Source organism: Rhodococcus sp. MH15 (assembly GCF_019266045.1).
GTDB lineage: Bacteria > Actinomycetota > Actinomycetes > Mycobacteriales > Mycobacteriaceae > Rhodococcus_F > Rhodococcus_F qingshengii.
On the sequence record NZ_LPNP01000061.1, the window covers coordinates 23,856 to 47,719 of the forward strand.

The window sequence follows — 23,864 nt, forward strand, 5'->3', positions numbered from 1 at the left end:
GGATTGACGGGCGATCGGTGAGAGTTTCGAGTCGGAACGCTCTCAGGCTCGGGCCTCACCGAATTCTCGTGTGATACGACGGTCGCTGTCATGACTTCGAGAGGTACGTCAGATTGGGGGAGCCGTTCAGTGCAGGAACGGCCCCGTGGACGTTCTTGGTGTAGGCGACCACGTCGGGAGTGAAGTACAACGGTACGTACTCAGCGGACTTGATCACGACTTGATTGATCTGTTTGACGATGTCGAGCTGAGCGGTTTCGTCATACGTGTTGTTCAACAGTGCGATCAACTTCTCCAAATCCTCGTTGGGGACGGAATTCTGCCGGAAGTACGACCGCGAACCCAGCGAGGCTTCGAAATTGAGCGGTGCGGATGCTCGCGTGGGCCATCCCACGCTGAAGACGTCCGCGCTGTTGTGTGCGACGAACTCCGTAATCGCCTGAGGTCCACTCATTTCGACGAAGTCGACCTTGATGCCGACTTTCTCCCATTGTTCTCCGACAAGGACCGCGTTGGTCGAGTACGGCGGTAGGTTGCCTGCTAGTCCGCGCACGGTGACCCCATTCGGATACCCCGCCTCCGCTAGCAGCGATTTGGCCTTCTCCGGGTCGTACGGCCATGCATCTTCGGTTTCCTCGTCGTAGAACTGCGAACCGGGAGGATATTGACCGAACGCCGCAGTTCCTTCCGAGCTGTCCAGCGCGGCTCGCGCAATTGCCTTGCGGTCGAGCGCATACTGCATCGCCAGACGAACCCGGACGTCGTTAACCACAGGGTTCTTGTTGTTGATCACGACGAGCGCAACTCCGAGTCTCGGGTCGTGACTGACGTTCAGGTTGGGATTCCGTTCGAGGATCGGAGCACTCGACGGTGTGAGCCCGTATGCAAAATCCGCAGCGTTCGATGTCAGGGCATTTGTCAGCGCTGTGGGATTGGAGATCACCTGGATCTGGATCTTGGCGAGCTGGGGGCTGGGTGGACCTGCCGGTTTGTAATCGTCGAATCGACTGAATGTGTATGAACTGTTCGGGACTGCGCTGGTGAATGTGTACGGCCCTGCGCCTACAGGCTTGTTGGCGAAGTCTGCCCCTGCTGCTGCCAGCGCAGTGGGGGAGACCACCATTCCCAATCTGCCGTTGAGCCAGCCTGGTAAACCGGAGGTAGGTGAACTCAACGAGATCGTGACGTGATCTGGGGACGTTGCTTCGATGCTCTTGATCGTCGGGACGGAAACGATTCCGAGACTCAAGCAGTGTTCCATGCTTGCCTTGACGGCTGCTGCATCGACAGCTGTACCGTCGTGGAAGGTCAAGCCGTTCTGCAACGTCATCTCGAACGTCAGGTTGTCCGGTCCGGAGAAGCCCCACTCGCTGGCGATTCCGGGCCGCAACTTCTGGGTGGCAGGTTCCGCATCGATCAGTGGTGCATACATCAACTGTAAGTAGTCGATGTCGTATCCGATGTTTCCCGCACACGGGTCGAGCGAGGCGGGCACGTGCGATGTCGCGACCTTGAGTTCGGCGTTCGGATCGGCAGGTCCGGTATCGCCGGCGGTACCGGTGGCGCTGCTCGAACAGCCGCTGAGCACAAGAGCAGAAAGTGCAAACGCAGCTACCAGCACACGTGGGCCACTTTTCCCATGATTCTGGAAGCGTGTGATCGGATATCGGGATCGCAAAGACAGACGCGGATTCATATGGTGGACTTTCGCTTTGGTCTTCTCGGAAGGGGGAGACTGACGCGGCACGCATTTACTGCGGCGGGTTGGAGATTCCGATCGATGTGGCCGGGGACGATAGATGGCAGGCGGAGCTGTGTGCGGAATTCGAGGCCGCGCGAAGTGACGGCGCTTCCGACGCACAGCGATCCATCGCAAACGGGCAGCGGGTGCGGAATCGACAGCCCGAGGGTGGATTCCGTGGGTCGGGTAACTCGCCCCGCACCAATGCTTTCCGACGACTGCGCCGCTCGAGTTCGATGTGCGGGGCCGCGGCGAGAAGCGCCTGCGTGTAGGGGTGCGATGGAGTCCTCAGGACCGTGGCAACCGGTCCGATCTCGACGATTCGGCCGAGGTACATCACCGCGACGCGATCGGCGATCCGTGCCACCGAACCCAAATCGTGCGAAATGAAGATGTACGTGAGGTCATGTTCTTCTCGGAGATCGGCAAGAAGTTGCAACACCTCTTCCTGAAGCGAAACATCTAGGGAGGCAACAGGTTCGTCGCAGAGAATCAGTGGCGCCTTGGAGGCAAGTGCACGAGCGATGGTCACGCGTTGGCGTTGGCCACCGGAGAGCTGGGTCGGGAGGCGGTCGGCAAGCTCAGCGCCGAGACCGACCCGACGCAACAGCTCGACGGCTTTCGGCCGCAAGGACTGTGGGATGCGCAGACGCCCTGGCGCCATCGGCTCGGCCACGCAAGCCCATGAGGCCATCCGATTGTTCAAGGCCGACGTAGGGTTTTGAAAAATGAGATGGGAAGATCCACCCTTGCCGAACGCCGGGTCGTCGAGATTCATAGTGATGGAGCCTGCGGCCGTAGCCACCAGACCCGCGAGAGCGTGAGCCGTCGAGGATTTTCCCGATCCTGATTCACCGATTATCGCAAGGGTTTCGCCCCTCTGTACGGAGAAGCTGACGTCGTCGACCGCGCGAAGAGCTTTGCGTCCGCGTCCGTACTCGACTGCCAGATTCCGAACGTCGACGATGACGTCGGTGTTGCTCATCAGCTCACCAGTCCGAGCAACTCGAGTTCGTCGCTGCGGTGACATCTTGTTGCCGATTCCGGTGATCCGATCAGAAGTGGATGATCGGATATGCAGAGCTCCTCGGAGTAGTTGCACCGGGCGACGTATCGGCAACCCACGCCGTCAGCAGGGGCTTTGCTGGTGAAATCGCCTCGCGCCTTGGGTGATTGGGAGGAGACTTCTTCGAATGTCGAGCGTGCCGCCTCGAGAAGGCTGAACGTGTAGGGATGCGCGGGCCGCCGAAGCAGCGCGTCCCGCGGCGCGACGTCGACGATCTCGCCGCGAAACATGGTGATGACTCGATCCGCGACCTCGGCGACAACCGCGAGGTCGTGACTGATCAACAACACGGCAAGATCGCGCTGTTCGGCCAGTTCTCGAAGGAGATCGACAATCTGAGCTTGGATGGTGACGTCGAGCGCTGTTGTCGGTTCGTCCGCGATCAGCAACTTCGGACCGCATGCCAGGGCCATCGCGATAATCACCCGCTGACACATCCCGCCGGAAAGCTCGTACCCGTACGACTTCAAGGTTCTGCTCGGGTCGGCCAGTCCGACCTGGTGGAGAAGATCTGTAGCCACGTCCTCCGCATCGACTTTCGTGATGTCGCGGTGGGCCTTCAACACATCGACGATCTGGCGACCGATGCTGACGGAGGGGTTGAGAGCCGAACTCGGGTCCTGGAAGACCATACTGACGTCGCGACCGCGTATTTTCCTCAACTCGGCGGCGGGCAGACCCACAAGTTCCTGTCCTTCCAAACGGATGCTTCCGCTGGTTGTTGCCGTACGGGGCAAGAGACCGAGCAGAGCGAGTCCGGTCAGTGTCTTTCCGCTCCCGCTCTCTCCTACGAGACCGGTGATTTCGCCCGACCCCAACTCGAAGCTCACGCGGTCGAGGAGTCTGTTCGAAATCGATTCTGTCCCAATGTCAACCGTGAGGTCTCGTACTTGCAGAAGTGGGCTCATCGTCGGGTCGTCCACGTGTAATCGTTCATCGCATTCCTCCGTAAACAACTGAACTGTTGTGACTGGAATCACGTACCGGGGAACCATAAACACTCACCTGCAACAAAGTCAATGAATGTTGCAACGATTGCCGTCGATGGCGCCGTCTGATCGCCTCCGGCTACCGACCAGCACGTCGTCAGCGATACATTCACTCCATGGCCGAGACACGTGACATCCGCGCGGAAGCGTTGAGTGCCGCCCGACGACAGTTCGCGGCCGGAAAACCGCTCGATGTGAACGCTTTGGCCACCGAGTTGGGGGTGGATCGGACCACCTTGTTCCGGCGTGCAGGGAATCGCGACACAATTACCGGTGACGTGCTCGATTCGCTGGCGCGCCGAACGTGGCGAATGGGCCTCGAGGAGTGCGGTGGAAGCGGAGCGTCAAGGGTTGTCGACGTCCTCACTTACCATGCACGGGCGACAATCGAGACCGAATTCTTCCGGACGTATTTGACTCGGGAACCGCAAAAGGCGTTGTGCATACTCACAACTGGACTGGGGCCGATTCAGGGCACGATGGTCGAATCCGTGCGAAGGCTGATCGAAGCTGAAATACCGGAGCAGATTCGGCCAGACCTGCCCGTCGAGGACATGGCGTATCTGCTGGTTCGCGTGGGTGAGTCGTTCATCTACAACGATTTGCTCACTGGTGGCACTCCGGATACGGAGAAGGCTCGCTTGGCGTTCCGGCTCATCCTCTCGCGTGACTAGTGTGCCGAGTTTCCGTTTTCTCAGTTTTCGTGAAAGCGCTTCGAATGCAAGCTATTTCATAGCTATGCCTGGTTGTATGACCCAATCAGGCTGGTGGGATCGGCACAAAGCTCCGCATCTCGTCCCGTCCGGGCCGGATGACGCCTGCGGCGGATTCGGGAACCTCGTTCCAGGCGCCGGGAAGGTCACGTAGAGGCTCGGAGACGACGATTCGGGTCTCCTCACTCAGATGGTGCAGGGCATCCACCTCAGGATGGAGCTTGCGCAACGTGGAAATCTCGGTGGAGAAGAACAACGACCTCGACTGGTGCTCGCTGGAATAGCGAAAGATCCAGGTGGAGATGCCATCCGACGTGGCGACGGTCATCTGAACCGGATTGTCGATTCCCTGCGAGCGGGCCGTGTGCTCGACGAATCCGACGGCCCTCGCGACACCTTCGAACGGATCGTCGGTCAGGCCGAACGTCAGCGCGAGGAAGAACAAGGTTTCCGAGTCCGTCGATCCTTCGAGATCCGGAAAGAGCGACGGATCAATGGCAGTCACCAATTCCCGTTTCATGTCGTGGAATCCGTGTAGTGAACCGTTGTGCATCCACAACCATTGCCGGTGCCGGAACGGGTGACAGTTGCTGCGCTGCACTGCAGTTCCCGTCGAGGCGCGGATGTGAGCGAACAGCAGAGGGGTGCGCAATTGGGAGGTGACTTCGCGCAGGTTCGAGTCGTTCCACGCGGGTTCGATGCTCTTGAAAACTGCCGGTTGGGGGCCTTCCCCGTACCAGCCGATTCCGAAGCCGTCGCCGTTTGTCGTCGTGGCCCCGAGTTGAGAATGCAGGCTCTGGTCGATCAGCGAGTGCTGTGGCCTGAACAGCAAGTCATGGGCCAGTATTGGCTCTCCGGAATACGCCATCCACCTACACATACTTTCAACTCAAGCAGATCGAGTCGGCGTTGACGGTGCATGCGCAGCGGCGTGCGTCGTCTGGGTGGGCTTCCATGTCGACACAGCCCAGATCACGACGATGTTCAGCGCGATGATGAGAGTCGACCACCAGGGGTAGTACGGCAGCCACAAGAAGTTCGCGATGATCGAGATCGCGCAGATCACCACTGCCGACACCCGCGCCCAGACCGCTCCGGTGAACAGTGCAAGCCCGACGAGAGCGACGAGCGCGCCCAGCACGAGATGGATCCAACCCCACGTCGTCAGGTCGAACTGATAGACGTAGTCGATCCCGACTACGAACACTTCGTTTTCGGCGACGGCAGCGAGTCCTTGGAAGAACTGCACGATGCCGACCGTCACCAAGATGACGGCTGCCCCGATCGATGTTCCTACCGCGAAACCCTGCTTGACTGATGTTGTATCCGACATGACGGTTTCCCTTGATTCGGTGGGGGCGACCGGACACGTGCCCGGCACGCTCGTTGTAGTGATCGTTGTTCCACCGGCTGACCGCTATGAAACGGAAATACCTGTCCAATGCGGTGAGAAATCAGTGCGATCTGCTCCGATGTGCGGGCGAAATGTAACTTCTGACCCCTGTTGATCCGATGTACCCCTTGCCGGAACGTGTGTGCGGAGAAATTGCTCGTAACCGAAGTTCACAGAAAACAAGAGGAATTCGGCACGGAATTCGACCTATTTGTCCAGCTGTACTGGTATTTTGACTGAATTGACCGGAAGCTACGGTCCGCGGAAAAAGGTAGCGAGAGAATGACGATCTTCGGCAGGCGTACCGCGGGCATCACCGCGACGGCCTTCGTCTTGGCGACCGTTGTGTCGACAGCACTCCCCGCAGTGGGATCGGCTGCCCCCGTTTCGCTCACCCGCGCGTGCAACTCGGAAATCAACGAAAATTCGATGTCACTCGATCCGGCCGTGATCGACGGTTGGTACGACATCTCGACTGGATCGCCTGGAACGAAAATCAACTCGATCGAGGCGTGGCGGACAGTGCCGGGAGACATCCTCGAGTTTCGCGCATCGGTGACGATCAGAGCCCACGGAAGTCCCGTCCGAGGGACCCTTCGGATCGACGGCGCCGGCTTGACCGGAGATCAGGATTTGATCTCCAGAATGACGTTGACCCAAGATCTCGGTCGCTCAGGATCAACGGTCACCGATGCCGACGACGGTTCGGTCATCCCCGTACGTGCCAAGCTCGCATTCGACGTCACAACTCCTGGACAAGTCGCGCAGAACCAGACGGTCAACCTCTCGGCAGTCAAGATTGTCTTGGCAGGCGACACCACCGATCCGGGAGGTGAGTGCCCCGGCCCCGGCGGCGGGGGGAATGGAAGCGGTGGCGGAAACGGCAGCGGTGGTGACGGTTCCGGTGGCAACGGTGGGGATTCCGGTGACGCACTTCCCGGTCGTGACGTAGGAAACCGAGTACCAATTGCCCAGATTCCGTCCGGCCCGACTTCTCGTCCGTGACAGCGGCACCTGGATCCACGGCCAGCCGAACGTGGGCCGCTGCAGTAGTGGCGACAATGCTCTTGATCGGCGGATGTTCCGACGACGGTGACTCGCCGACCCGCGTCCTCGCGACCGGCCAACAAGATTTGCCGCCGGCAGTTCGCGCCGCAGTCGACGGTCCGGATGTCCCGACCACGCTGCGCACAGGCAACAGCACCGCTGACATCCTGCCGATCAAGACGACGACGGACGGCTCGCTCATTCCGCCCGAGGATGTCAGTGAGATCGGATGGTGGGCAGATTCGGCATTTCCCGGCTCCGGCGCGGGCACTGTGGTGATCACCGGACACGTCAACGACATCTATCAGGGTGACGGTTTCGGAAAGAAGTTCTCGACACTGGAAATCGGCTCGGTCGTGACCGTGGCGGGCGCCGGGGGACAGACCTGGAACTACCGTATCGATGCGGTCGATCACTACAGCAAGGACGGCGAGCTGCCGGTCGAGCGATTGAACAGCCTCGACGGACCCGAAACCCTCGCGCTGATCACCTGCGGCGGCGAGTTCGTCGGTCCGCCGTTCGGATACGAGGACAACGACGTCGCGTGGGGAACTCCGGTGCCCGCATAGCCGAAAACCAGACGTCGGAACGGTTGATAAACTGGGTCCCGCGTTCGTGGCCATCCACGCACGTTTCGAAAGTCCGAAGAAGGAGATTGTGCTGTGGTTGACCTCGCCTATGTCATCGCTGGGTCCGAAGCGACTGGCGGTGCCGGCCTGCAGGTCGACCTGAAGACGTTCCAGGCATTGGACGTCTACGGCGTAGCGACCACCACATGTATCGTCTCGTTCGATCCCAAGAACAATTGGGGTCATCGCTTCGTGCCGATCGCTCCTGACGTGATCGCTGATCAGATCGAGGCTGCCACGGCAGCTCACGATCTGGACGTCGTCAAGATCGGAATGTTGGGAACTCCCGCCACGATCGAGGTTGTGGCAGAGGGTCTGCGTCGGCAGTCCTGGCGCCACGTCGTCCTCGACCCGGTCCTGATCTGCAAGGGCCAGGAGCCCGGCGCGGCTCTCGATACTGATACAGCACTTCGTGATTCGATCCTCCCGCTCGCCACCGTCGTCACACCCAACCTGTTCGAGGCACGCACCCTCGCCGGAATGGACAGCATCGAAAGCGTCGACGACCTCATCGAGGCCGCACGTCGTATCCATGATCTCGGACCCAAGTACGTGCTCGCAAAGGGCGGTGTCGAACTCGCCGGTGGCGACGCCGTCGACGTGTTGTTCGACGGGACCGACGTGACTGTTCTCTCCGCCCCCAAGGTCGGCGAAGAGCGCGTCTCGGGTGCCGGTTGCACGCTGGCCGCCGCAGTGACCGCGGAGCTGGCAAAAGGCGCCGACGTGGGAGAAGCCGTCGCTCTGGCAAAGAAGTTCGTCACGGCGGGCATCGAAGGCCGCGTCTCGGCACACACGCCGTTCGACACCGTCTGGCAGGGCGCGTTCAAGGGATAGGCGCACGGCGGCTCACATCGCCGCGCGCGGCCTGGCAGGATCGAGTGCGTGAGTACTGCGAACCTGAATCGAAGCGAAGTCGCCGAACGATCTCGAGCCATCTCCGTCGCCGGTTACCGGGTGGAGTTGGATCTGCGATCGGCGGTCGACTCCGCCGTGAAGACCTTTTCGACGGTCACGACAATTGATCTGACGTCCTCGGTGGAGTCCACGTGGCTCGATTTCATCGGTGCTGCAGTCGATTCCGTGGACGTCGACGGTGCGTCGATTCCGGTGGAGTACGACGGATCCCGGATCGTGCTGCGCGGACTCGGCGGATCGAACGTCGTGCGAGTGGCAGCTCACGGCCACTACGGCCGTTCCGGCGAAGGGCTGCACCGATTTGTCGACGACGCTGACGATCAGACGTATCTGTACACGCAGTACGAGCCTGCCGATGCCAGGCGTGTTTTCGCCTGCTTCGAGCAGCCGGACCTCAAGGCGCCCTTCACATTCGAGGTGACAGCACCTGACGGCTGGGAAGTCCTGTCGAATCAGCCCGCGACCCAGACTCTCTCCGTGGACGGTGCACAACGCGTCACTTTCGCCCCGACGCTGCCGATCTCGACCTACATCACCGCGATCGCGGCCGGGCCGTATCACCGCGTGGCGTCGTCGTGGAGTCGCGGCGAACTCACTGTCGAGTTGGGTGCGCTGTGCCGGGCGTCGTTGGCTCCGTACCTCGATGCAGACAACGTTTTCGACATCACCCGTCAGGGGCTGGACTTCTACGCCGAGCACTTCGACTATCCGTATCCGTTCGGCAAGTACGACCAGATCTTCGTCCCCGAGTACAACCTCGGCGCCATGGAGAACCCGGGACTGGTGACCTTCACCGAGGCTTACGTGTTCCGCGGCTCCGCAACCGACGAGCAGCATCAGCGCCGCGCCAACACGATCCTGCACGAAATGGCGCACATGTGGTTCGGCGATCTCGTGACCATGGTCTGGTGGGACGACCTGTGGCTCAAGGAATCTTTTGCCGATTTCATGGGATCGCTGGTCAGCGCCGAAGCCACTCGCTTCACCGATGCCTGGGTGGCATTCGCCATCAAGCGAAAAGCGTGGGCGTACCTCCAAGATCAGCTGCCGACGACTCATCCCATCGTCGCCGACATCGTCGATCTCGAAGCTGCGAAGCTGAACTTCGACGGAATCACCTACGCCAAGGGCGCCAGTGTCCTCAAGCAACTCGTGGCGTTCGTCGGCCGTGACGCGTTCTTCGAAGCGGCACGACGGTACTTCAAGGCCCACGCCTTCGGGAACACCACGCTGGTTGATCTGCTCGACGTGCTCGCGGAGACTTCCGGACGTGATGTGCGCGAATGGGCCCGAATCTGGTTGCAGACCACCGGAGTGTCCACGCTGTCGCTCGACGGAACAGACCTGGTCCAGACGGACCCGAGGCCGCATCGGCTCGCAGTCGGAATCTACGACTACAACGAGTCCGGAGACCTTGTTCGCACCGAACGTGTCGAACTCGACATCACCGAATCACGCACGTCGGTCGACCTTCCGCCCGGAGCACTCACACTGCTCAACGACGAAGACCTCACCTACGCCAAGGTGCGATTGGACGCGGAATCTCTGTCCACTGTCGAGGCATCCCTGGACCGCGTGAGCGATCCGCTTGCGCGCGGGGTGATCTGGTCGTCGCTGTGGAACTCGGTGCGTGATGCGCAGCTCTCGGTGTTCCGGTACCTCGACATGGTGGAACGATTCGCTCCCGCGGAGACAGATCTTGCGATTCTCAGCTCGATCCTGACCGATGCCCAATACGCGGTTCTTCACTACGTTCCGAAAAGCTTGCGGCCCAATGTAAGTGCAGGCTGGTTGGAAACGACATGGAAGGCGGTGTTCGAAGCCGAACCGGAGTCCGGAAGACAGCTGGCATGGGCACGGGCTCTGTCGGCCGCTGCAGCGGTCAACGATGCTCGCGCCGACGAGGTGCGGTCGATACTCGACGGCACCTGCCCGGGGCCGGTCGGACTGGCTCTCGATCCTGATCTGCGGTGGGCATTGTGGATCGCCCTGTCGGCGACCGGCCATGCGAGTGTGAGCGACTTCGACGGTGAGCTGAGCAAGGACAGCACGTCAGCGGGTCGAACGGCGTACGTCCGCGCCGCGGCGTCGATTCCCAATGCCGAGACCAAGGCGGCTGCCTGGGCGTCGGCGACCACTGACGGCTCACTCTCGAACGACCGCCTGGATGCGACGATCGCCGGATTCCGTTCGGGCACGGACCCGTCGTTGATCGAGGGATATGCGGCAGAGTACTTCTCGTCCCTGGGGAAGTGGTGGTCCGAACGCAGCATCGAGATCGCCCGACGGTTGGTGAACGGACTCTTCCCGGCAGCTGAAGACACCTCTGCTGTCGATTCCTGGATCCAGGCCAATGCTGAGGCGCCCGCGTCGCTGCGGAGGCTTGTTCTCGAGCGTCGGGATCACCTGGCCCGAGACCTACGTGCCCAGGCGTCGAACGCGGTGATCTGACGCCATCAGCTCCGAAATGTCCTGTTCTTGGATATTGTCTAAACAGGGCTGCGACAGGAGACGACGTGCACACGATCACGGATCTGTCGCTGGTCACGGGCCCGGTTCCGCCCGTGGTGACGGTGCTCGGAATTCTGGCACTTCTCTGGCTGATCTTCTCGAGATCGAGGCGTCACGTGCTGATCTCGATTCCGGTCTGCATCGTCGCGGCAATCGCGATCACTCTCGTGCTGTACTGGCTGATCGAGAAGGTGTGGCACCCGTTCCCCGATCCGATTGCCCGTCCGGTCTACGTGTGGATCGGGTTGGGCATTCTCGGCGTGCTGCTGGGTGGCTCGCGGGTATTTGCGGCGACGCGGATCGACGGTCGCGTGCTCACCGTGGTCTCGGTGCTCCTGGTGGTCGTGTCGAGCGCGGCTCACGTGAATCTGCAGTTCCAGTCGTATCCGACGTTGGGAACAGCGCTGGGACTCTCGGACGCGGAGAAGGTTTCACTCGCCGACCTGGACGACGGCAAGGACGGGGCGGTACCGGTTTCGCAATGGAAGGCTCCCGCCGACATGCCGTCGGCGGGCAAGGTCAGCACGGTCACGATTGCGGGGACGGTCTCCGGATTCAGCGCCCGCGACGCCGAGATCTACCTACCGCCCGCGTATTTCACCAACCCACGACCGGAGTTGCCGGTGTTGGTCCTGCTGGCCGGCCAACCAGGCGCGCCCGAGGACTGGCTACAGGGCGGACGTCTCGTCCAGACCATGGACGCCTACGCCGCTGCGCATTCGGGCTTGGCTCCCGTTGTCGTCGTTGCTGACGGGACCGGGTCGGAACTGGCGAATCCGCTCTGCGTCGATTCCCAACTCGGGAACGTCGCGACGCACCTTTCGCGCGATGTTCCCGACTGGGTGCGCGGGAACCTCCAGGTGGATCCCGACCCGAGGAAGTGGGCGATCGGGGGACTTTCCTACGGCGGTACCTGCGCGTTCCAGATGGCAACGAACTTCCCCGCGGTCTATCCGACGTTCCTGGATCTGTCCGGTCAGATCGAACCCACACTCGGCGATCGCAAGCAGACGGTCGATGCAGCGTTCGGCGGCAATGAAGCCGCGTTCGTGGCAGTGAATCCGCAGGATCTGCTCCGGGAGAAGAAGTTCCCCGACAGCGCCGGGGTGTTCGTGGTCGGCAAACAGGACAACGACTACCGCCCAGGTCTTCAAACGCTCTACGAAGCCGCAAAGGCCGCAGGGATGGACGTCCAGTACGCCGAGGTAGACGGAGGGCACAGCTTCCAGGTGTGGTCGGCTGGATTGGCGAGTCAATTAGGTTGGCTGGGAACGCGACTCGGTCTGCCCGGATGAACGATCGTCCGGAAGTTCCGAAGACCCGATGATCAGCGGGTGAATTCTTCCGGTCGCCCCGGCTTCGGAGCCCAATCCCTGCGGATCCGCCACACTCGCGAGCCGAAGGTCGAGTGCGCCGGTCCATTCTCGGGTCAATTGCGCATCGAGTGCGTCGACGCGCTCGAGTAGCGGAGGGTGCTGGTCCGGCGGGCAGGCTTCGAGCAAGGTCGCGAATACCGCGCGTAGACGGCGCTGGACCTGCGCGGAATTGGTACTGAAGTGCCGGATCTCGTCGGTGGCGACGGACACGTAATCGGTCCAGGTGCGTTGCTGCCCTCGGATCAGCGTGAGATCCGAGGTTGATGTGTCGAAGCGGACCCGCGGGGCGAGAAGTACCAGAAGATCTTCGATGTGGTCGAGAGCCTGGACGGCTCGGCCCGGGTCGTTGATGGCGGGTGACAGTGCCTTGAGCGCGATGTCCACGATCGACTGAAGCGCTGCACCGGGGCTGACGACCGGGCTGTGCGTGTCACCGAAGATCAAGCACGACATCAAGGTGTCCGGGCGTACCTTCAGCGACGGTCCGCGTACCTCGAAGAGGGGCGCGTTCTGGGCGACGAACTCGCCGATGCTGGGGACGACCTCGACCGAGACGTCCCAGCGGCCGGCCAACCGCTGCAGGCGTGCGAGATCGATCGCCAGCAGAATCCGGCCGTCGGGTGAGAGGTGGCGCAGGCGAATCACCAGTGCGTCGGCGCTCTCGGAGGTTTCGGACTCGTGCGGTTGGTGGAGGGGAAGTGGCTGACTGGGTTTCGGTGCGCCCGAGGGTAAGTCCTCGTACAGCGGATAGGCACGAATCGTCGCGCTCCGGCCCTGGGCCGCTATCCAACGCAGCAACCGACTGGAATTGAGGATCGACCCGACCTTCGCCACCAACGCGATGAACAGGATCGCACTGGCCAATGCCAGAAGCAGTGCGATCGCTGTGGAGATGGTCGGTGAGGAATTCTCCGAATCGAGCGCCAGATCGAGCGCAATGATCAAGGAGAAGACGAACGTGGCCAGAAACATGCCGATCGACCACCGCATCACCCGCTGCTGCGCGAGCATCGGGACCACCCGCACCGAAATCTGCGAGGCGCCGAACTGCATTGCGAGGGTGATGGCGGTGAACACCAGACCGGTGAGAGTGATCATCCCGCCGGCGATGACGCTGAGCAGCGTCGCGGTGGCCCCGGCGTCGACGCCCTCGGAAATGGTACCGACGTCGCCGTCGCTGACCAGGTCTCCGTCGATCCCGACGAGGATGTTCGCGGTGACGACGGACAGGACGACGAGGATCACCGGGAGACGCCAGACGGGGACTGTTCGTAGTCGTCGGCGAGTTCGACGCCAGCGAATTCTGTCCGAGAGCCGCCGCGACAATCCGACCTTCGACGTGGGGGTTGTGGTGTCGACGACGGGGAGCGGTGGTGGGGGCGGGGGAGTGGAACCGAAACTTCCCGACACCGTTTCCTGAACGTAGATCTTCGCGTGGATCATCGGCTCGCGATAACGCTGTTCACGGGCCACTGCCCGGCTCATCTTCGCCGGCTTGTCGCGGTAACGCGAGCGCGCCCACGGCGCACCCGGGCGACTCAACCGAATTGCTCCGATCAACAGAAGTGGGGTGAAGAACAGCCCGATCAAGCCGGTCCAGAGTTTGCCCTTCATCAACGTGATCACGGCGAGTCCGAGTTGGATCACGATCGCGACGACAACGCCGATCAACGTCGCCAGGCTCCGGTCCTGCTCGTACGGGTCGAACTCTCCCGCGAACCCGATCGGGTGGACCCCGAGAAGGAAAAGGAACGAGATCGCGATGGCAACGAACACCGCGTCGATGGACGAGCGACCTTCCTCGGCCCAGTAGACATCGCGCAGATGCAACACGAGCGCGTACTCGTCGAGGACCAACGCGCTGCCGATACCGAACACCGACGCGAGAACACAATTGGCGATCGGGGTGTGATAGTCGGCCAGAGCGATGAAGGCGAAGCCGGACACGAGCATCATCATCAAACCGAAAACCATGTGGTGGATGTGCATTCCACCGGGCGTGACATTGCCTGGCCACCACGAGACCTCGGCCCGGATCATCCGGACGCTGAAGCGGATGAACAGGAACGTCAGGACAAAGGCGAGTAGGAGGAAGAACAGCGGGAGCCTGCCGGTGTCGACGACCGTGTGCTCGAACCAGGACCGCACGGCGTCAACTCTTGCTGGTGGCGAGCTTGATCAGCTGAGGAGCCGTTGCGTCGGGCAGGTAGGCACGCGTCAGTGCGATTCCGATCCGAGGCAGGTCGGCCTCGTCGCGGAAACACAGGAAAACGGGTTCGTACCTCGGCTTGAACTTCTTCTTGAACGCGTGAAGAGACCGGAAGCCGTAGAGCGGTTCCATCGCGGCACCGAGCATGTCCAGTAGGCGGTCCATCGATGCGGCGTCGGCGCCGTCGTCGCTGCGGGCGAGCGGTGCTCCGGACAGTGAGACGAATTGGGCACCTTGTTCTTTGAACTCGAGGGCCGACGATGCGATGAGGAACTCGACCACCGGACGGAACCCGTCAGGACGTCGACGCATGACGTCGAGTGTCCAACCCTGAACCACGCCGCCTTCGCCGTACACCGGCAACCACGAGGTGACGCCGTGAATGCTTCCGGTCGGGTCGACGGCCAAGCCGACACGGACGTCGCGATCGAGCGCCTCCTCGACGCTTCCGAGGGTGAACCCCATCTCGGGCAGCCCCTTGTCGCCCACCCATTCCTCGGAGATGGCGCGCACCTGAGCCAATACGGAGAACGGCTCGTCGGCCAATGTTGTCATCCGGAAGGTGATGTCGTCCTTCTTGGCCTTGTTGAGCGCCGAGCGGATGTCCTGCCAGGATTTACCGGTGAACTGCAGTTCTGGTAGGTCGACGATCGTGTCTTCGGCGACCTGAACGGTGCGCCAGCCACGCCGGGCGGCGGCATCGGCTGTCTCCTTCCCCACGGAGAACAAGCAGGGAGTGAGGCCGTTGGCTTCGGACATCGTCGTGAATTCGTCCACCGCTGCGGCAAGTCGGTCGGGGCTCGCTATCGGATCGGCCAGGACCACGACGACACCGACATGCCGTTGGAATGCAACGACGCTCTCACCCGACTCGCCGAAGTAGTAACTGTTGCCGTCCCACGTCGTCATCCACGACATGGTTCCGCCGCCGTGCCGTTTGAGCAGTTCCCGAGCGGCGGCGCGCGGATCGTTCCCGGAAAACGGCCCGCCTCGAATCTTGCGCCGCATCGCTACGTGGAAAGCGTGGCGGCCCTTGATCAACAAGATGAGTTCGAGAAGCCAGAGCAGCGCGGTACCGACCGTGACGGCGCCGGCGCTCTCGTAGTCGAAGAAGATGACCGAAACGAGGACGAGGGCGGTGGCCAAGACCGTCAGTGAACCGAACACCACGGCAACCCACCAGGCCCAGCGGCGACCTCGTCGCAACTGGTCCGCGATGAGGGCAACGATGACCACGTCGATCAATGCCGTCCAGCCCGAACCGGTTTCGGCTTCCGTCGGCCCGAACGGTCCGCTTCCGGGGAACAGCCAGACGGCGATCTCGACCACGCCGATCAGGAGCAGGCCGATGAATCCGAGCAGGCGGATCTCGCGTCGCGTTCGGGGGATGAACCCGCGCTCTCCGTCGCCGAAGAACTTCTCGCCCACCGGCAGGAATATCGCGACCGCGATGAGGTGCTGCACGTCGGCGAGGCGGCCTTCGAAGAGGAACGCGATCGCAATGTACGCACACAGAATGGCGCGGACTCGCATTCGCCAGGGCGAGCGGAGTGTTGCTGTGGTCGCGGCGAGTGCGGCGATGATTGCAGTGGTCACGCCGACGTCGCGGTGGGTGGCGAGGTTGCGAGCCCAATCCCAGTCGGTGTGGCTGCCCGCCCAGAGGAGGAGCGATGCACCGAGTTCGCCCGCCAACTGACCGCTGATCGTGACGATGGCCGCGTTCTTGGTTCCCAGGCGCCATTCGCACCAGCCGACCGCGAAGGCAAAAACGACGATGATCGAAACATACTGACCCGGCGTCAATCCGAAGAACCACCCCGTGACGAGAGTCCACCACTTGCCTTCCTGCAAGGCAGGAACTCCGTAGGCGATGTCGTTGAACCACGAGTAGGTACGGACGTGATTCCACAGGGCGCCGGTCGCGATCCCGACGACGGTGATGGTGAGGATGACGATCGAAGTGAACGGCACGCGCCGCAGGACGCTCAGCGTGTCGGAAGCAAAGCGAGAGGCCCGATTCGACGCGCCCGGCGCGCTCTGGTCGGTCTGCGGGGTGGGGGTCTGGGACTGCTCAGCCATCGAGGTTCTCTTCTCGCCATGCCGCACGGTGGATTCTGCCTGTTCAGCATGACAGGAATACAGACCGATAATCAGGCGAAGCGGCCAAAATGGACCAGACTGGCTGAGGGTCTCAGTCTCGTGGCGCTACTGTCGAGCCATGGTGAACGGAGATTTACTGAATCGGGACCACGTGGTCGCCTCACTTGCCGCTTTCGAACCTCGGTCGGTCGAATTGGACGGAAGGCGCTCGGCGTCGGTGGTCATCGTCGTCATGCGGACTGCGGACGGAACACCAGTGTTCCCGGTGACGAAGCGGCCGAGCAAGATGCGCGCCCACCCCGGTCAATTCGCGTTGCCGGGCGGAAGCGTCGACCCGGGCGAGTCGTCCGAACAGGCAGCGGTTCGGGAACTTTCCGAGGAGCTGGGTGTCGACGTTCCCGAGTCGAAGATCATCGGCCGGCTCGACGACTACGTCACTCGTTCGGGATTCGTGATCCGGCCGTTCGTCATGTGGTCGGGCGAGGACATCGGGGGACTGGTACCCAATCCCGACGAGGTGGCCCAGGTGTATGCCGTCACGTCGGAGGAGCTCGACGTGGACTCGCGCTTCGTCACCATCGAGGAGTCACCGAACCCGGTGATCCAATGGCCGTTCCGAACGAGCCTGATCCATGCGCCGACCGGAGCCGTCATCTATCAGTTCCGCGAAGTGCTGAACGGACGGCACACGCGCATCGACAAGCTCGAGCAGCCGGTGTTCGCCTGGAGATAAGGGCAGCTCGACACGCTCGGGACAGTTCAGGCTACGGCGCCTCGGCGAATAGTCCGTCGTGCTGTGGAAAGCTGGCCGCACGGCAATCGAACGACGCGAGGTGTGTGCAGTGAACTCTGGCGAACAAGAACCGATCCCCACGGATCGGATTCTCACTGTTCCCAACGTGCTCAGTATCGTGCGTCTACTCGCTCTGCCACTGTTCGCCTACCTGCTGCTCGTCACGCACTCGGACGGCTGGGCATTGGCGCTGCTGATGCTCAGCGGGTTCACCGACTGGCTCGACGGCAAGCTGGCCAGAGTGCTCGGACAGACCTCGCGTCTGGGAGCGCTTCTCGACCCGCTGGTCGATCGTCTGTACGTCGTGACGACACTGGTCACCTTCGTCGCCCGCGATTTCATTCCCTGGTGGGTCGCAGCGATACTCATCGGCCGTGATCTTCTGCTTGCGTTGACGCTGCCGATCTACCGCAGGCGTGGCCTGCCACCGCCCGAGGTGGTTTATCTCGGCAAGGCTGCGACCTTCCTACTGATGTTCGCGCTGCCGTTGATTCTTGCCGGGCACGGAGACTGGGCCATCGGACCGTTCACCCATGCCTTCGGTTTCGCTTTCCTGATCTGGGGAACCGTCCTGTACGTGTGGACTGCCGCGATCTACGTGCTCAAGGCCGTTGACGTTGCGCGAACCCACGAGGTCGTGCCCCGATGAAGTCGACCGGGGAGGACGTCCGTCGTAACCCGGTACCGTCGCTGCTTCGGTCACTCATGACCGAACATCTCGACCCGGGCTACGAGGCAACTGCATTCGAACGCCAGCACGAGCACACCAAGAACAGATCCTCGAAGACGGGGCCGTGGCTGGCCCTCGGCGCACTGTTGATCGGGTTCATCGTCACGGTCTCGGCTGTTCAGGCGACGAAGCAGGTGACCGGCACCGAAGAGGTTCGAAGCGAGTTGGTGGCGAAGGTCCGTGATGCGGAGGATCGAATCGATTCACTGGCCGCGTCCCGCGATTCACTCGGCGGCGCCGTCGACGCAGCGCGCGGCGTGGCGCTCGAAGGCGATGCACGCGGCAGCGCCGTCCTCGACCAACTGCGAGCGGTCGAATCCGGCGCAGGAGCCGAAGCTGTTCACGGGGAGGGACTGGTGGTGACGTTGACGGACCCGGCCGGACGCCCGAACCTCTCGGATGCGTCGCAACGGAGTGTCGGCGGTAAGACAGTTGTCCTCGATCGCGATCTGCAGACCGTCGTAAACGCTCTGTGGGCTGGGGGAGCGGAGGCGATCGCCGTCGGCGGCGTGCGAATCGGGCCGACGGTGACCATTCGTCAGGCGGGCGGCGCGATGCTCGTCGACAACCAACCTGTTTTCTCCCCGTACCTCGTCGAGGCGATCGGAGACACGCGAGCACTGCAGCGGAAATTCGTCGTCAGCGACGCCTACGTGAGAATGTCTAGCGTCTCGCAACTGTACGGAGTCGGTTTCGCGGTGGCCGAAGACGATTCGTTGACTCTGCCGCCTGCGGCGCCTCGCGCCGTCCGAGTGGCAACAGAACCCACAGAACCCAAGTGACAGAAGGAGTTCGATGAAGGCCGGTTCCGCCCTGTACGGACTCGCAGCACTGGTCGTCGGCATCGTCCTGGGCGTAGTTTTCAGCCCGCAGGTGCCCGACGTGATCCAGCCCTATCTTCCGATCGCTGTCGTTGCGGCGCTCGACGCCGTCTTCGGTGGACTACGCGCGTATCTGGACGAAATCTTCGACGCGAAGGTGTTCGTGGTTTCCTTCGTCTTCAACGTGCTTGTCGCGTCGTTGATCGTCTGGCTCGGTGATCAGTTGGGTGTCGGTACTCAACTCTCGACGGCGATCGTCGTCGTGTTGGGTATCCGGATCTTCGGCAACGCAGCGGCATTGCGACGCCGACTGTTCGGAGCGTGAGTCATGGCGGAACATTCCACGACCGAACCGGAAGAAGAACCTCCCGTCACCACTGCGGGTGAAGGTCGTCACGAGTTGCGTTCACCGTCCAAACACCGCACCAACGTCGTCTTCGCAATCCTCGCTGCTGTGCTGTTGGGCGTGCTCGGCGTTGCGATTGCCACACAGGTACGCAGCACAGTGGCCGGAGATTCACTCGACGCCGCGCGCCCTGCCGACCTCCTGGTGGTTCTCGACAATTTGAATCGGCGCGAAGCCGCGCTGAGGCAGGAAGTCGCGAATCTTCAGGAATCGCTTGCCACTTTGGAAGCCGGTGGCAACACGGGAGCAGCGCTGGACGAGGCGCGGGCGCGGCTGACCTCACTCTCCATTCAAGTGGGGACCGCTCCGGCCACTGGACCGGGTGTGACGATGACCCTGACAGATCCGGCGGGCGGGGTCGGATCGGAAGTGATTCTCGATCTCATCCAGGAACTGCGTGCTGCCGGTGCCGAAGCCATCTCGATCGCAGGTGCGAACGGCGAACCCATTCGTATCGGCGTGAACTCGTGGGTGAGTGGGCGCGGCGGCGAGATCGAATTGGACGGAACCCGGATCGAGCAGCCGTACACTGTGACCGCGATCGGAGATCCGCCGACATTGGCGGCAGCGTTGAACATTCCCGGAGGCGTCTTCGACAATGTCGCACGCAATGGCGGAACGTCGTCCGTCGAGCAATCGCAGCAGGTCACGATCTCCGTCTTGCGACAATTGAATCCGCGCCAATACGCTCAACCCGGAAATTGATCTTTTTGCGTCCGACTTTCGGACGGCCTGTGAAAGGAAGCCACTGTGAGTGAGCTCGATACACCTACCGATCTGCGCTATACCGCGGAGCACGAGTGGGTGAAGCGAACCGGCCCGACCTCAGTTCGAGTCGGTATCACCGACTTTGCTCAGTCGCAGCTCGGTGACGTCGTGTTCGTCCAGCTTCCCGCTGTCGACGAAGACGTGACCGCCGGTGAATCGCTCGGTGAGGTCGAGTCGACCAAGAGCGTCTCCGACATCTTTGCTCCGTTCACTGCGAAAGTTCTTGCAGCGAACGGTGAATTGGACGGACAGCCCGACCTCGTCAACACCGACCCGTACGACACGGGTTGGTTGGTCGAACTCGAGGTTGCCGACGAGGCCACACTCGACGCCGCACTCGCGGCAACTCTGGACGCGGAGGCATACAAGGGACTCACGTCCGAGTAGAAAACCTGCGCGTGGACCGGCCAACTCGTGTTGTGTCGCGGCCTGTCTCGCTGCACACGGCGGTCTGCGCAGGGTACGGTCGTTAGGTACGCATGTGCCGAGTCGGGGCGCAGGGCCGTATCGAACGTGACTGTGAAAGATGCTCGTGAAGAAAGTGCACTGCGTAGTCCAGTGATTCATGATCTGGATGATTGACCCAGGAGGAGAAACAGTGAGCGAGAACGGTAACGACGCGGGCTATGGGGAGTCGCCGGCGGAGACCACTTCGGTTTTCCGCGCGGACTTCCTCAATGAGCTCGACAACACCTCCTCTGCAGCACCGGCCGCCGAGCAGCCGGTTTCGGGCGTGGAAGGCCTTCCCGCCGGAGCCGCACTTCTGGTGGTCAAGCGGGGACCGAATGCAGGATCCCGCTTCTTGCTCGATCAGCCGACGACGTCGGCAGGTCGGCACCCGGACAGCGACATCTTCCTGGACGACGTGACCGTCAGCCGTCGTCACGCCGAGTTCCGTCAGGAAGATGCAGATTTCCACGTCGTCGACGTCGGAAGCCTCAACGGCACCTACGTCAACCGTGAGCCTGTCGATTCGGCAGTTCTCGCGAATGGTGACGAGGTTCAGATCGGCAAGTTCCGTCTGGTGTTCCTCACCGGCCCTCGTGCCGGCGGTTCGCAGGTCGGCGAGTCGTCAGCAGGTGCGGGTAGCTAATGACGGCAGTGCGGCAGCAGAGCCAGCCCGGAATGTCGATTGGTTCCGTGCTGGATCGGTTGCGTCCAGATTTTCCCGACGTGACGATTTCGAAGATCCGTTTCCTCGAGTCCGAGGGCTTGATCAGCCCGCAACGGACACCGTCGGGATACCGCAGATTCTCTGTCGAGGACTGCGAGCGTCTTCGCTTCGTGCTGACCGCTCAACGCGATCAGTACCTGCCGCTCAAAGTGATCAAAGAACAACTCGAAGCGATCGACAGTGGCGCAGCGACGGTGAGTGCAGAAGTTCCTGCGCCTCGTCGTGCTCGCGTCCTGTCGATCGCTACGGGCGATGTCTCACCCGAGGCGTTCCGGGTCGATCGCGAAGTTCGAGTCGGTCGTCAGGATCTTCTCGCGCGCGCTGACATCGACGATCGGTTTCTGACCGATCTGATCCGCACCGGTTTGGTCGTTCCCGGCGCGGCGGGCTTCTTCGACGAGGATGCCGTGACGTTGGCGCGCACCGCTAAGGCGATGTCCGAGTACGGCTTGGAGGTTCGCCATCTGCGCGCGTTCAAGTTGGCTGCTGATCGCGAAGCGGGACTGGTGACTCAGATCGCCGGACCGGTTGCCAAGGGTCGTGACGCCGGAGCACGTGATCGTGCCGAGGAAATGGTGCGGGAGCTGGCCGCTCTGTCACTGACTTTGCACACGTGTCTGGTCAAATCGGCAGTTCGGGGAAGTCTCGATCGCTGAGTTCCTCGATCAGCGGGGCACACTCGAATAGAATTTCAGTACGACCGCATCGGAGTCGGTCGGCTGGATCACGTCAGGTTGGAGGCAAGCTCGATGGGCGAAATGCGTGTGATCGGAGTTCGTGTCGAGCAGCCTCAGAATCAGCCGGTCCTGTTGCTGCGAGAGTCCGACGGCGATCGGTACCTGCCGATCTGGATCGGGCAAACCGAAGCTACCGCGATTGTTCTCGAACAACAGGGAGTCGAGCCGGCGCGGCCGCTGACTCACGACCTGATCAAGATCTTGATCGAATCTTTCGGTCGGAGCCTCAAGGAAGTTCGGATCGTGGACCTGCAAGAGGGCACTTTCTACGCGGATCTCGTCTTCGACGAGCAGACCACTGTCTCGGCACGTCCGTCGGACTCGATTGCATTGGCCCTGCGCATCGGCGTTCCGATCTTCGCGTCGGAGGCTGTTCTCGCCGAGGCCGGTCTGGTCATTCCCGACGAGCGCGAAGACGAGGTCGAGAAGTTCAAGGAATTCCTCGACACCATCTCGCCGGACGATTTCAAAGCCACTGATGGTTAGCCTGAATTGACTGGTTGCGGACTTTAGTCTTCAACTCTCAAGTAGAGGTTGAGTCTCGGTCGGCGTGTTGCGTTGACCATGCACCCTCCTGGACTTACCGTTGCGTGCGGTGGAGATCTTCTCGCCTTGTCGATCGAGGCGTACTCTGGGTAAGTCCACTCATGGAATTACCTGCCTTGGATTCACATCTGAAAGTTCGGTCGGCACGGGATTCTCGTGACTGCTGATAGCACAGGTTGGTTACATGATGGCGAAGCGAGAGGGAGACGGCAGTGGAAGAACAGTCGAATGAGCGCGGGACGGGCATAGCCGGTAGTGCCGCGACTGCAGAAATGTCTTCCGAAGAGCTGCAGCCGGGCTTGTTCCCGGACGATTCCATCCCCGACGACCTCGTCGGATATCGAGTACCCAGTGCGTGCCAGATCGCCGGGATCACGTACCGCCAACTCGACTACTGGGCACGGACGTCGTTGGTTGTTCCGTCGATCCGTGGCGCTGCCGGATCCGGAAGCCAACGTCTGTACTCCTTCAAGGACATTCTCGTTCTGAAGATCGTGAAGCGTCTGCTCGATACCGGCATCTCACTGCAGAACATCCGCGTTGCCGTCGATCACCTCCGTAAGCGTGGCGTCCGCGATCTTGCCAACATCACTCTGTTCTCCGACGGCACCACCGTGTACGAATGCACGTCCCCCGAAGAGGTCGTCGACCTCCTCCAGGGTGGGCAGGGCGTATTCGGCATCGCAGTCAGTGGCGCGATGCGTGAACTCACCGGAACGATCGCCGACTTCCCCGCCGAGCGGGCCGACGGCGGCGAAAGTGATCCCAACCCGGAAGACGAGTTGGCTTCGCGACGCAAGAATCGCGCCAGCCGCAAAACCGGATAACGTACGTCACATCTCTTTGGAGGATGCCACGGTGCAGGTAGGCGTTTCGGTCAACTAGACTGAGCCTGCGTCGCCGGCGTACGGGAGAGCCTCGGATACCGATTCACCGAACTTGTCTTTGTTTCAGTCTTTGTCTCAAAGGTCAGTCGTGAGCGGGATCAGGGCGCCGAAGGAGCAATACCTCCCCGTCAATCTCTCAGGCACCAAGGACCGTACGGGCTCCGACGCCTCTGGAAAGCGGTGGGACAACCCACCCGCCGACGGGGAAAGGCTGTGGCTTCCGCCTTCGGCGGATCACTACCGAATCTCTCAGGCGCTCGGGAATCGAGCATGCGACAGAGGGGGAGGAACACACCGCAGTTCGGTGTGTGTC

General features: G+C 61.8%; 23 protein-coding genes and 1 riboswitch. Of the genes, 16 read left to right on the plus strand and 7 right to left on the minus strand.

The features are described 5' to 3' along the window. Positions 1-88 precede the first annotated feature (88 nt). The 3 genes from ATN37_RS08215 to ATN37_RS08225 form a co-directional block, all read right to left on the minus strand. Positions 89-1,621, minus strand: coding sequence for an ABC transporter substrate-binding protein (locus ATN37_RS08215; protein WP_190287613.1), 1,533 nt, complete (start codon positions 1,619-1,621; stop codon positions 89-91). A 130-nt stretch (positions 1,622-1,751) separates the two neighbouring features. Next, the gene (locus tag ATN37_RS08220) at positions 1,752-2,726 is read right to left on the minus strand and encodes an ABC transporter ATP-binding protein (protein WP_007731960.1); all 975 of its coding nucleotides are present in this window, start codon (positions 2,724-2,726) and stop codon (positions 1,752-1,754) included. Then, a complete protein-coding gene (locus ATN37_RS08225) occupies positions 2,726-3,637 on the minus strand; it encodes an ABC transporter ATP-binding protein (protein WP_232329862.1) in 912 nt (303 codons plus the stop codon). The genes ATN37_RS08220 and ATN37_RS08225 overlap by 1 nt, the downstream gene beginning before the upstream one ends. A gap of 275 nt (positions 3,638-3,912) precedes the next feature. On the opposite strand from ATN37_RS08225, the gene ATN37_RS08230 reads away from it, so the two are divergent. Then, positions 3,913-4,470, plus strand: a complete 558-nt coding sequence (locus ATN37_RS08230; RefSeq protein WP_021333511.1) for a QsdR family transcriptional regulator — start codon at positions 3,913-3,915, stop codon at positions 4,468-4,470. Between the two features lie 85 nt (positions 4,471-4,555). On the opposite strand, the gene ATN37_RS08235 is transcribed toward ATN37_RS08230, so the two are convergent. Together ATN37_RS08235 and ATN37_RS08240 are read right to left on the minus strand one after the other, a co-directional pair. Beyond that, positions 4,556-5,377, minus strand: a complete 822-nt coding sequence (locus tag ATN37_RS08235; protein ID WP_031331541.1) for a class II glutamine amidotransferase — start codon at positions 5,375-5,377, stop codon at positions 4,556-4,558. A 21-nt stretch (positions 5,378-5,398) separates the two neighbouring features. Next, positions 5,399-5,842: a hypothetical protein gene (locus ATN37_RS08240; protein WP_218694993.1), complete on the minus strand. Its 444-nt coding sequence runs from the start codon at positions 5,840-5,842 to the stop codon at positions 5,399-5,401. A gap of 342 nt (positions 5,843-6,184) precedes the next feature. On the opposite strand from ATN37_RS08240, the gene ATN37_RS08245 reads away from it, so the two are divergent. The 5 genes from ATN37_RS08245 (at position 6,185) to ATN37_RS08265 (ending at position 12,299) form a co-directional block, all read left to right on the plus strand. Next, the gene (locus ATN37_RS08245; RefSeq protein ID WP_209922930.1) at positions 6,185-6,907 is read left to right on the plus strand and encodes a hypothetical protein; all 723 of its coding nucleotides are present in this window, start codon (positions 6,185-6,187) and stop codon (positions 6,905-6,907) included. Beyond that, a complete protein-coding gene (locus tag ATN37_RS08250; protein ID WP_308125198.1) occupies positions 6,904-7,518 on the plus strand; it encodes a class F sortase in 615 nt (204 codons plus the stop codon). The genes ATN37_RS08245 and ATN37_RS08250 overlap by 4 nt, the downstream gene beginning before the upstream one ends. 93 nt (positions 7,519-7,611) lie before the next feature. Beyond that, entirely contained in the window at positions 7,612-8,412 is an 801-nt protein-coding gene (thiD, locus tag ATN37_RS08255) for a bifunctional hydroxymethylpyrimidine kinase/phosphomethylpyrimidine kinase (protein ID WP_003946192.1), read from the plus strand. 48 nt (positions 8,413-8,460) lie between these two features. Continuing rightward, positions 8,461-10,944, plus strand: a complete 2,484-nt coding sequence (pepN, locus tag ATN37_RS08260) for an aminopeptidase N (protein WP_218694994.1) — start codon at positions 8,461-8,463, stop codon at positions 10,942-10,944. 65 nt (positions 10,945-11,009) lie between these two features. After that, a complete protein-coding gene (locus tag ATN37_RS08265; protein WP_218694995.1) occupies positions 11,010-12,299 on the plus strand; it encodes an esterase family protein in 1,290 nt (429 codons plus the stop codon). On the opposite strand, the gene ATN37_RS08270 is transcribed toward ATN37_RS08265, so the two are convergent. Then, complete coding sequence (locus ATN37_RS08270) at positions 12,261-14,528, minus strand: DUF2254 family protein (protein WP_099698225.1); 2,268 nt, start codon at positions 14,526-14,528, stop codon at positions 12,261-12,263. The genes ATN37_RS08265 and ATN37_RS08270 overlap by 39 nt on opposite strands. A 4-nt stretch (positions 14,529-14,532) precedes the next feature. Beyond that, positions 14,533-16,668 carry a bifunctional lysylphosphatidylglycerol flippase/synthetase MprF gene (locus ATN37_RS08275; RefSeq protein WP_218694997.1) on the minus strand — a complete coding sequence of 712 codons (2,136 nt, stop codon included), beginning with the start codon at positions 16,666-16,668 and terminating at the stop codon, positions 14,533-14,535. 139 nt (positions 16,669-16,807) lie between these two features. On the opposite strand from ATN37_RS08275, the gene ATN37_RS08280 reads away from it, so the two are divergent. The 10 genes from ATN37_RS08280 (at position 16,808) to ATN37_RS08325 (ending at position 23,491) form a co-directional block, all read left to right on the plus strand. Further along, positions 16,808-17,422 carry a CoA pyrophosphatase gene (locus ATN37_RS08280; protein ID WP_003946186.1) on the plus strand — a complete coding sequence of 205 codons (615 nt, stop codon included), beginning with the start codon at positions 16,808-16,810 and terminating at the stop codon, positions 17,420-17,422. A gap of 109 nt (positions 17,423-17,531) precedes the next feature. Then, the gene (locus ATN37_RS08285; RefSeq protein ID WP_030537518.1) at positions 17,532-18,131 is read left to right on the plus strand and encodes a CDP-alcohol phosphatidyltransferase family protein; all 600 of its coding nucleotides are present in this window, start codon (positions 17,532-17,534) and stop codon (positions 18,129-18,131) included. Further along, complete coding sequence (locus ATN37_RS08290; RefSeq protein ID WP_003946177.1) at positions 18,128-18,994, plus strand: DUF881 domain-containing protein; 867 nt, start codon at positions 18,128-18,130, stop codon at positions 18,992-18,994. The genes ATN37_RS08285 and ATN37_RS08290 overlap by 4 nt, the downstream gene beginning before the upstream one ends. A 13-nt stretch (positions 18,995-19,007) precedes the next feature. Then, positions 19,008-19,358 carry a small basic family protein gene (locus ATN37_RS08295; protein WP_003946178.1) on the plus strand — a complete coding sequence of 117 codons (351 nt, stop codon included), beginning with the start codon at positions 19,008-19,010 and terminating at the stop codon, positions 19,356-19,358. Between the two features lie 3 nt (positions 19,359-19,361). Beyond that, positions 19,362-20,144 (plus strand): DUF881 domain-containing protein, encoded by a 783-nt coding sequence (locus ATN37_RS08300; RefSeq protein ID WP_007731994.1) that lies wholly within the window; start codon positions 19,362-19,364, stop codon positions 20,142-20,144. 45 nt (positions 20,145-20,189) lie between these two features. Then, positions 20,190-20,594, plus strand: coding sequence for a glycine cleavage system protein GcvH (gene gcvH / locus ATN37_RS08305; protein ID WP_003946160.1), 405 nt, complete (start codon positions 20,190-20,192; stop codon positions 20,592-20,594). Between the two features lie 211 nt (positions 20,595-20,805). Next, a complete protein-coding gene (gene garA / locus ATN37_RS08310) occupies positions 20,806-21,300 on the plus strand; it encodes a glycogen accumulation regulator GarA (protein WP_003946166.1) in 495 nt (164 codons plus the stop codon). Further along, the gene (locus ATN37_RS08315; RefSeq protein ID WP_003946161.1) at positions 21,300-22,037 is read left to right on the plus strand and encodes a MerR family transcriptional regulator; all 738 of its coding nucleotides are present in this window, start codon (positions 21,300-21,302) and stop codon (positions 22,035-22,037) included. Before garA ends, ATN37_RS08315 begins: the two co-directional genes overlap by 1 nt. A gap of 93 nt (positions 22,038-22,130) precedes the next feature. Continuing rightward, on the plus strand, positions 22,131-22,604 hold the full coding sequence (locus tag ATN37_RS08320) for a bifunctional nuclease family protein (protein WP_003946194.1): 474 nt from the start codon (positions 22,131-22,133) through the stop codon (positions 22,602-22,604). A 332-nt stretch (positions 22,605-22,936) separates the two neighbouring features. Further along, positions 22,937-23,491 carry a MerR family transcriptional regulator gene (locus ATN37_RS08325; RefSeq protein ID WP_021344354.1) on the plus strand — a complete coding sequence of 185 codons (555 nt, stop codon included), beginning with the start codon at positions 22,937-22,939 and terminating at the stop codon, positions 23,489-23,491. A 220-nt stretch (positions 23,492-23,711) separates the two neighbouring features. Next, positions 23,712-23,840, plus strand: a riboswitch (glycine riboswitch). Positions 23,841-23,864 lie beyond the last annotated feature (24 nt).

What these genes read in the sequence shown, in the direction of transcription:
- ATN37_RS08275 (WP_218694997.1), bottom strand. Translation starts at nt 16,668, where the DNA reads ATGGCTGAGCAGTCCCAGACCCCCACCCCGCAGACCGACCAGAGCGCG.
- ATN37_RS08230 (WP_021333511.1), top strand. Translation starts at nt 3,913, where the DNA reads ATGGCCGAGACACGTGACATCCGCGCGGAAGCGTTGAGTGCCGCCCGA.
- ATN37_RS08245 (WP_209922930.1), top strand. Translation starts at nt 6,185, where the DNA reads ATGACGATCTTCGGCAGGCGTACCGCGGGCATCACCGCGACGGCCTTC.
- ATN37_RS08290 (WP_003946177.1), top strand. Translation starts at nt 18,128, where the DNA reads ATGAAGTCGACCGGGGAGGACGTCCGTCGTAACCCGGTACCGTCGCTG.
- ATN37_RS08220 (WP_007731960.1), bottom strand. Translation starts at nt 2,726, where the DNA reads ATGAGCAACACCGACGTCATCGTCGACGTTCGGAATCTGGCAGTCGAG.
- ATN37_RS08325 (WP_021344354.1), top strand. Translation starts at nt 22,937, where the DNA reads ATGTCTTCCGAAGAGCTGCAGCCGGGCTTGTTCCCGGACGATTCCATC.
- ATN37_RS08320 (WP_003946194.1), top strand. Translation starts at nt 22,131, where the DNA reads ATGGGCGAAATGCGTGTGATCGGAGTTCGTGTCGAGCAGCCTCAGAAT.
- ATN37_RS08240 (WP_218694993.1), bottom strand. Translation starts at nt 5,842, where the DNA reads ATGTCGGATACAACATCAGTCAAGCAGGGTTTCGCGGTAGGAACATCG.
- ATN37_RS08235 (WP_031331541.1), bottom strand. Translation starts at nt 5,377, where the DNA reads ATGGCGTATTCCGGAGAGCCAATACTGGCCCATGACTTGCTGTTCAGG.
- ATN37_RS08315 (WP_003946161.1), top strand. Translation starts at nt 21,300, where the DNA reads ATGACGGCAGTGCGGCAGCAGAGCCAGCCCGGAATGTCGATTGGTTCC.
- ATN37_RS08280 (WP_003946186.1), top strand. Translation starts at nt 16,808, where the DNA reads ATGGTGAACGGAGATTTACTGAATCGGGACCACGTGGTCGCCTCACTT.
- ATN37_RS08295 (WP_003946178.1), top strand. Translation starts at nt 19,008, where the DNA reads ATGAAGGCCGGTTCCGCCCTGTACGGACTCGCAGCACTGGTCGTCGGC.
- ATN37_RS08300 (WP_007731994.1), top strand. Translation starts at nt 19,362, where the DNA reads ATGGCGGAACATTCCACGACCGAACCGGAAGAAGAACCTCCCGTCACC.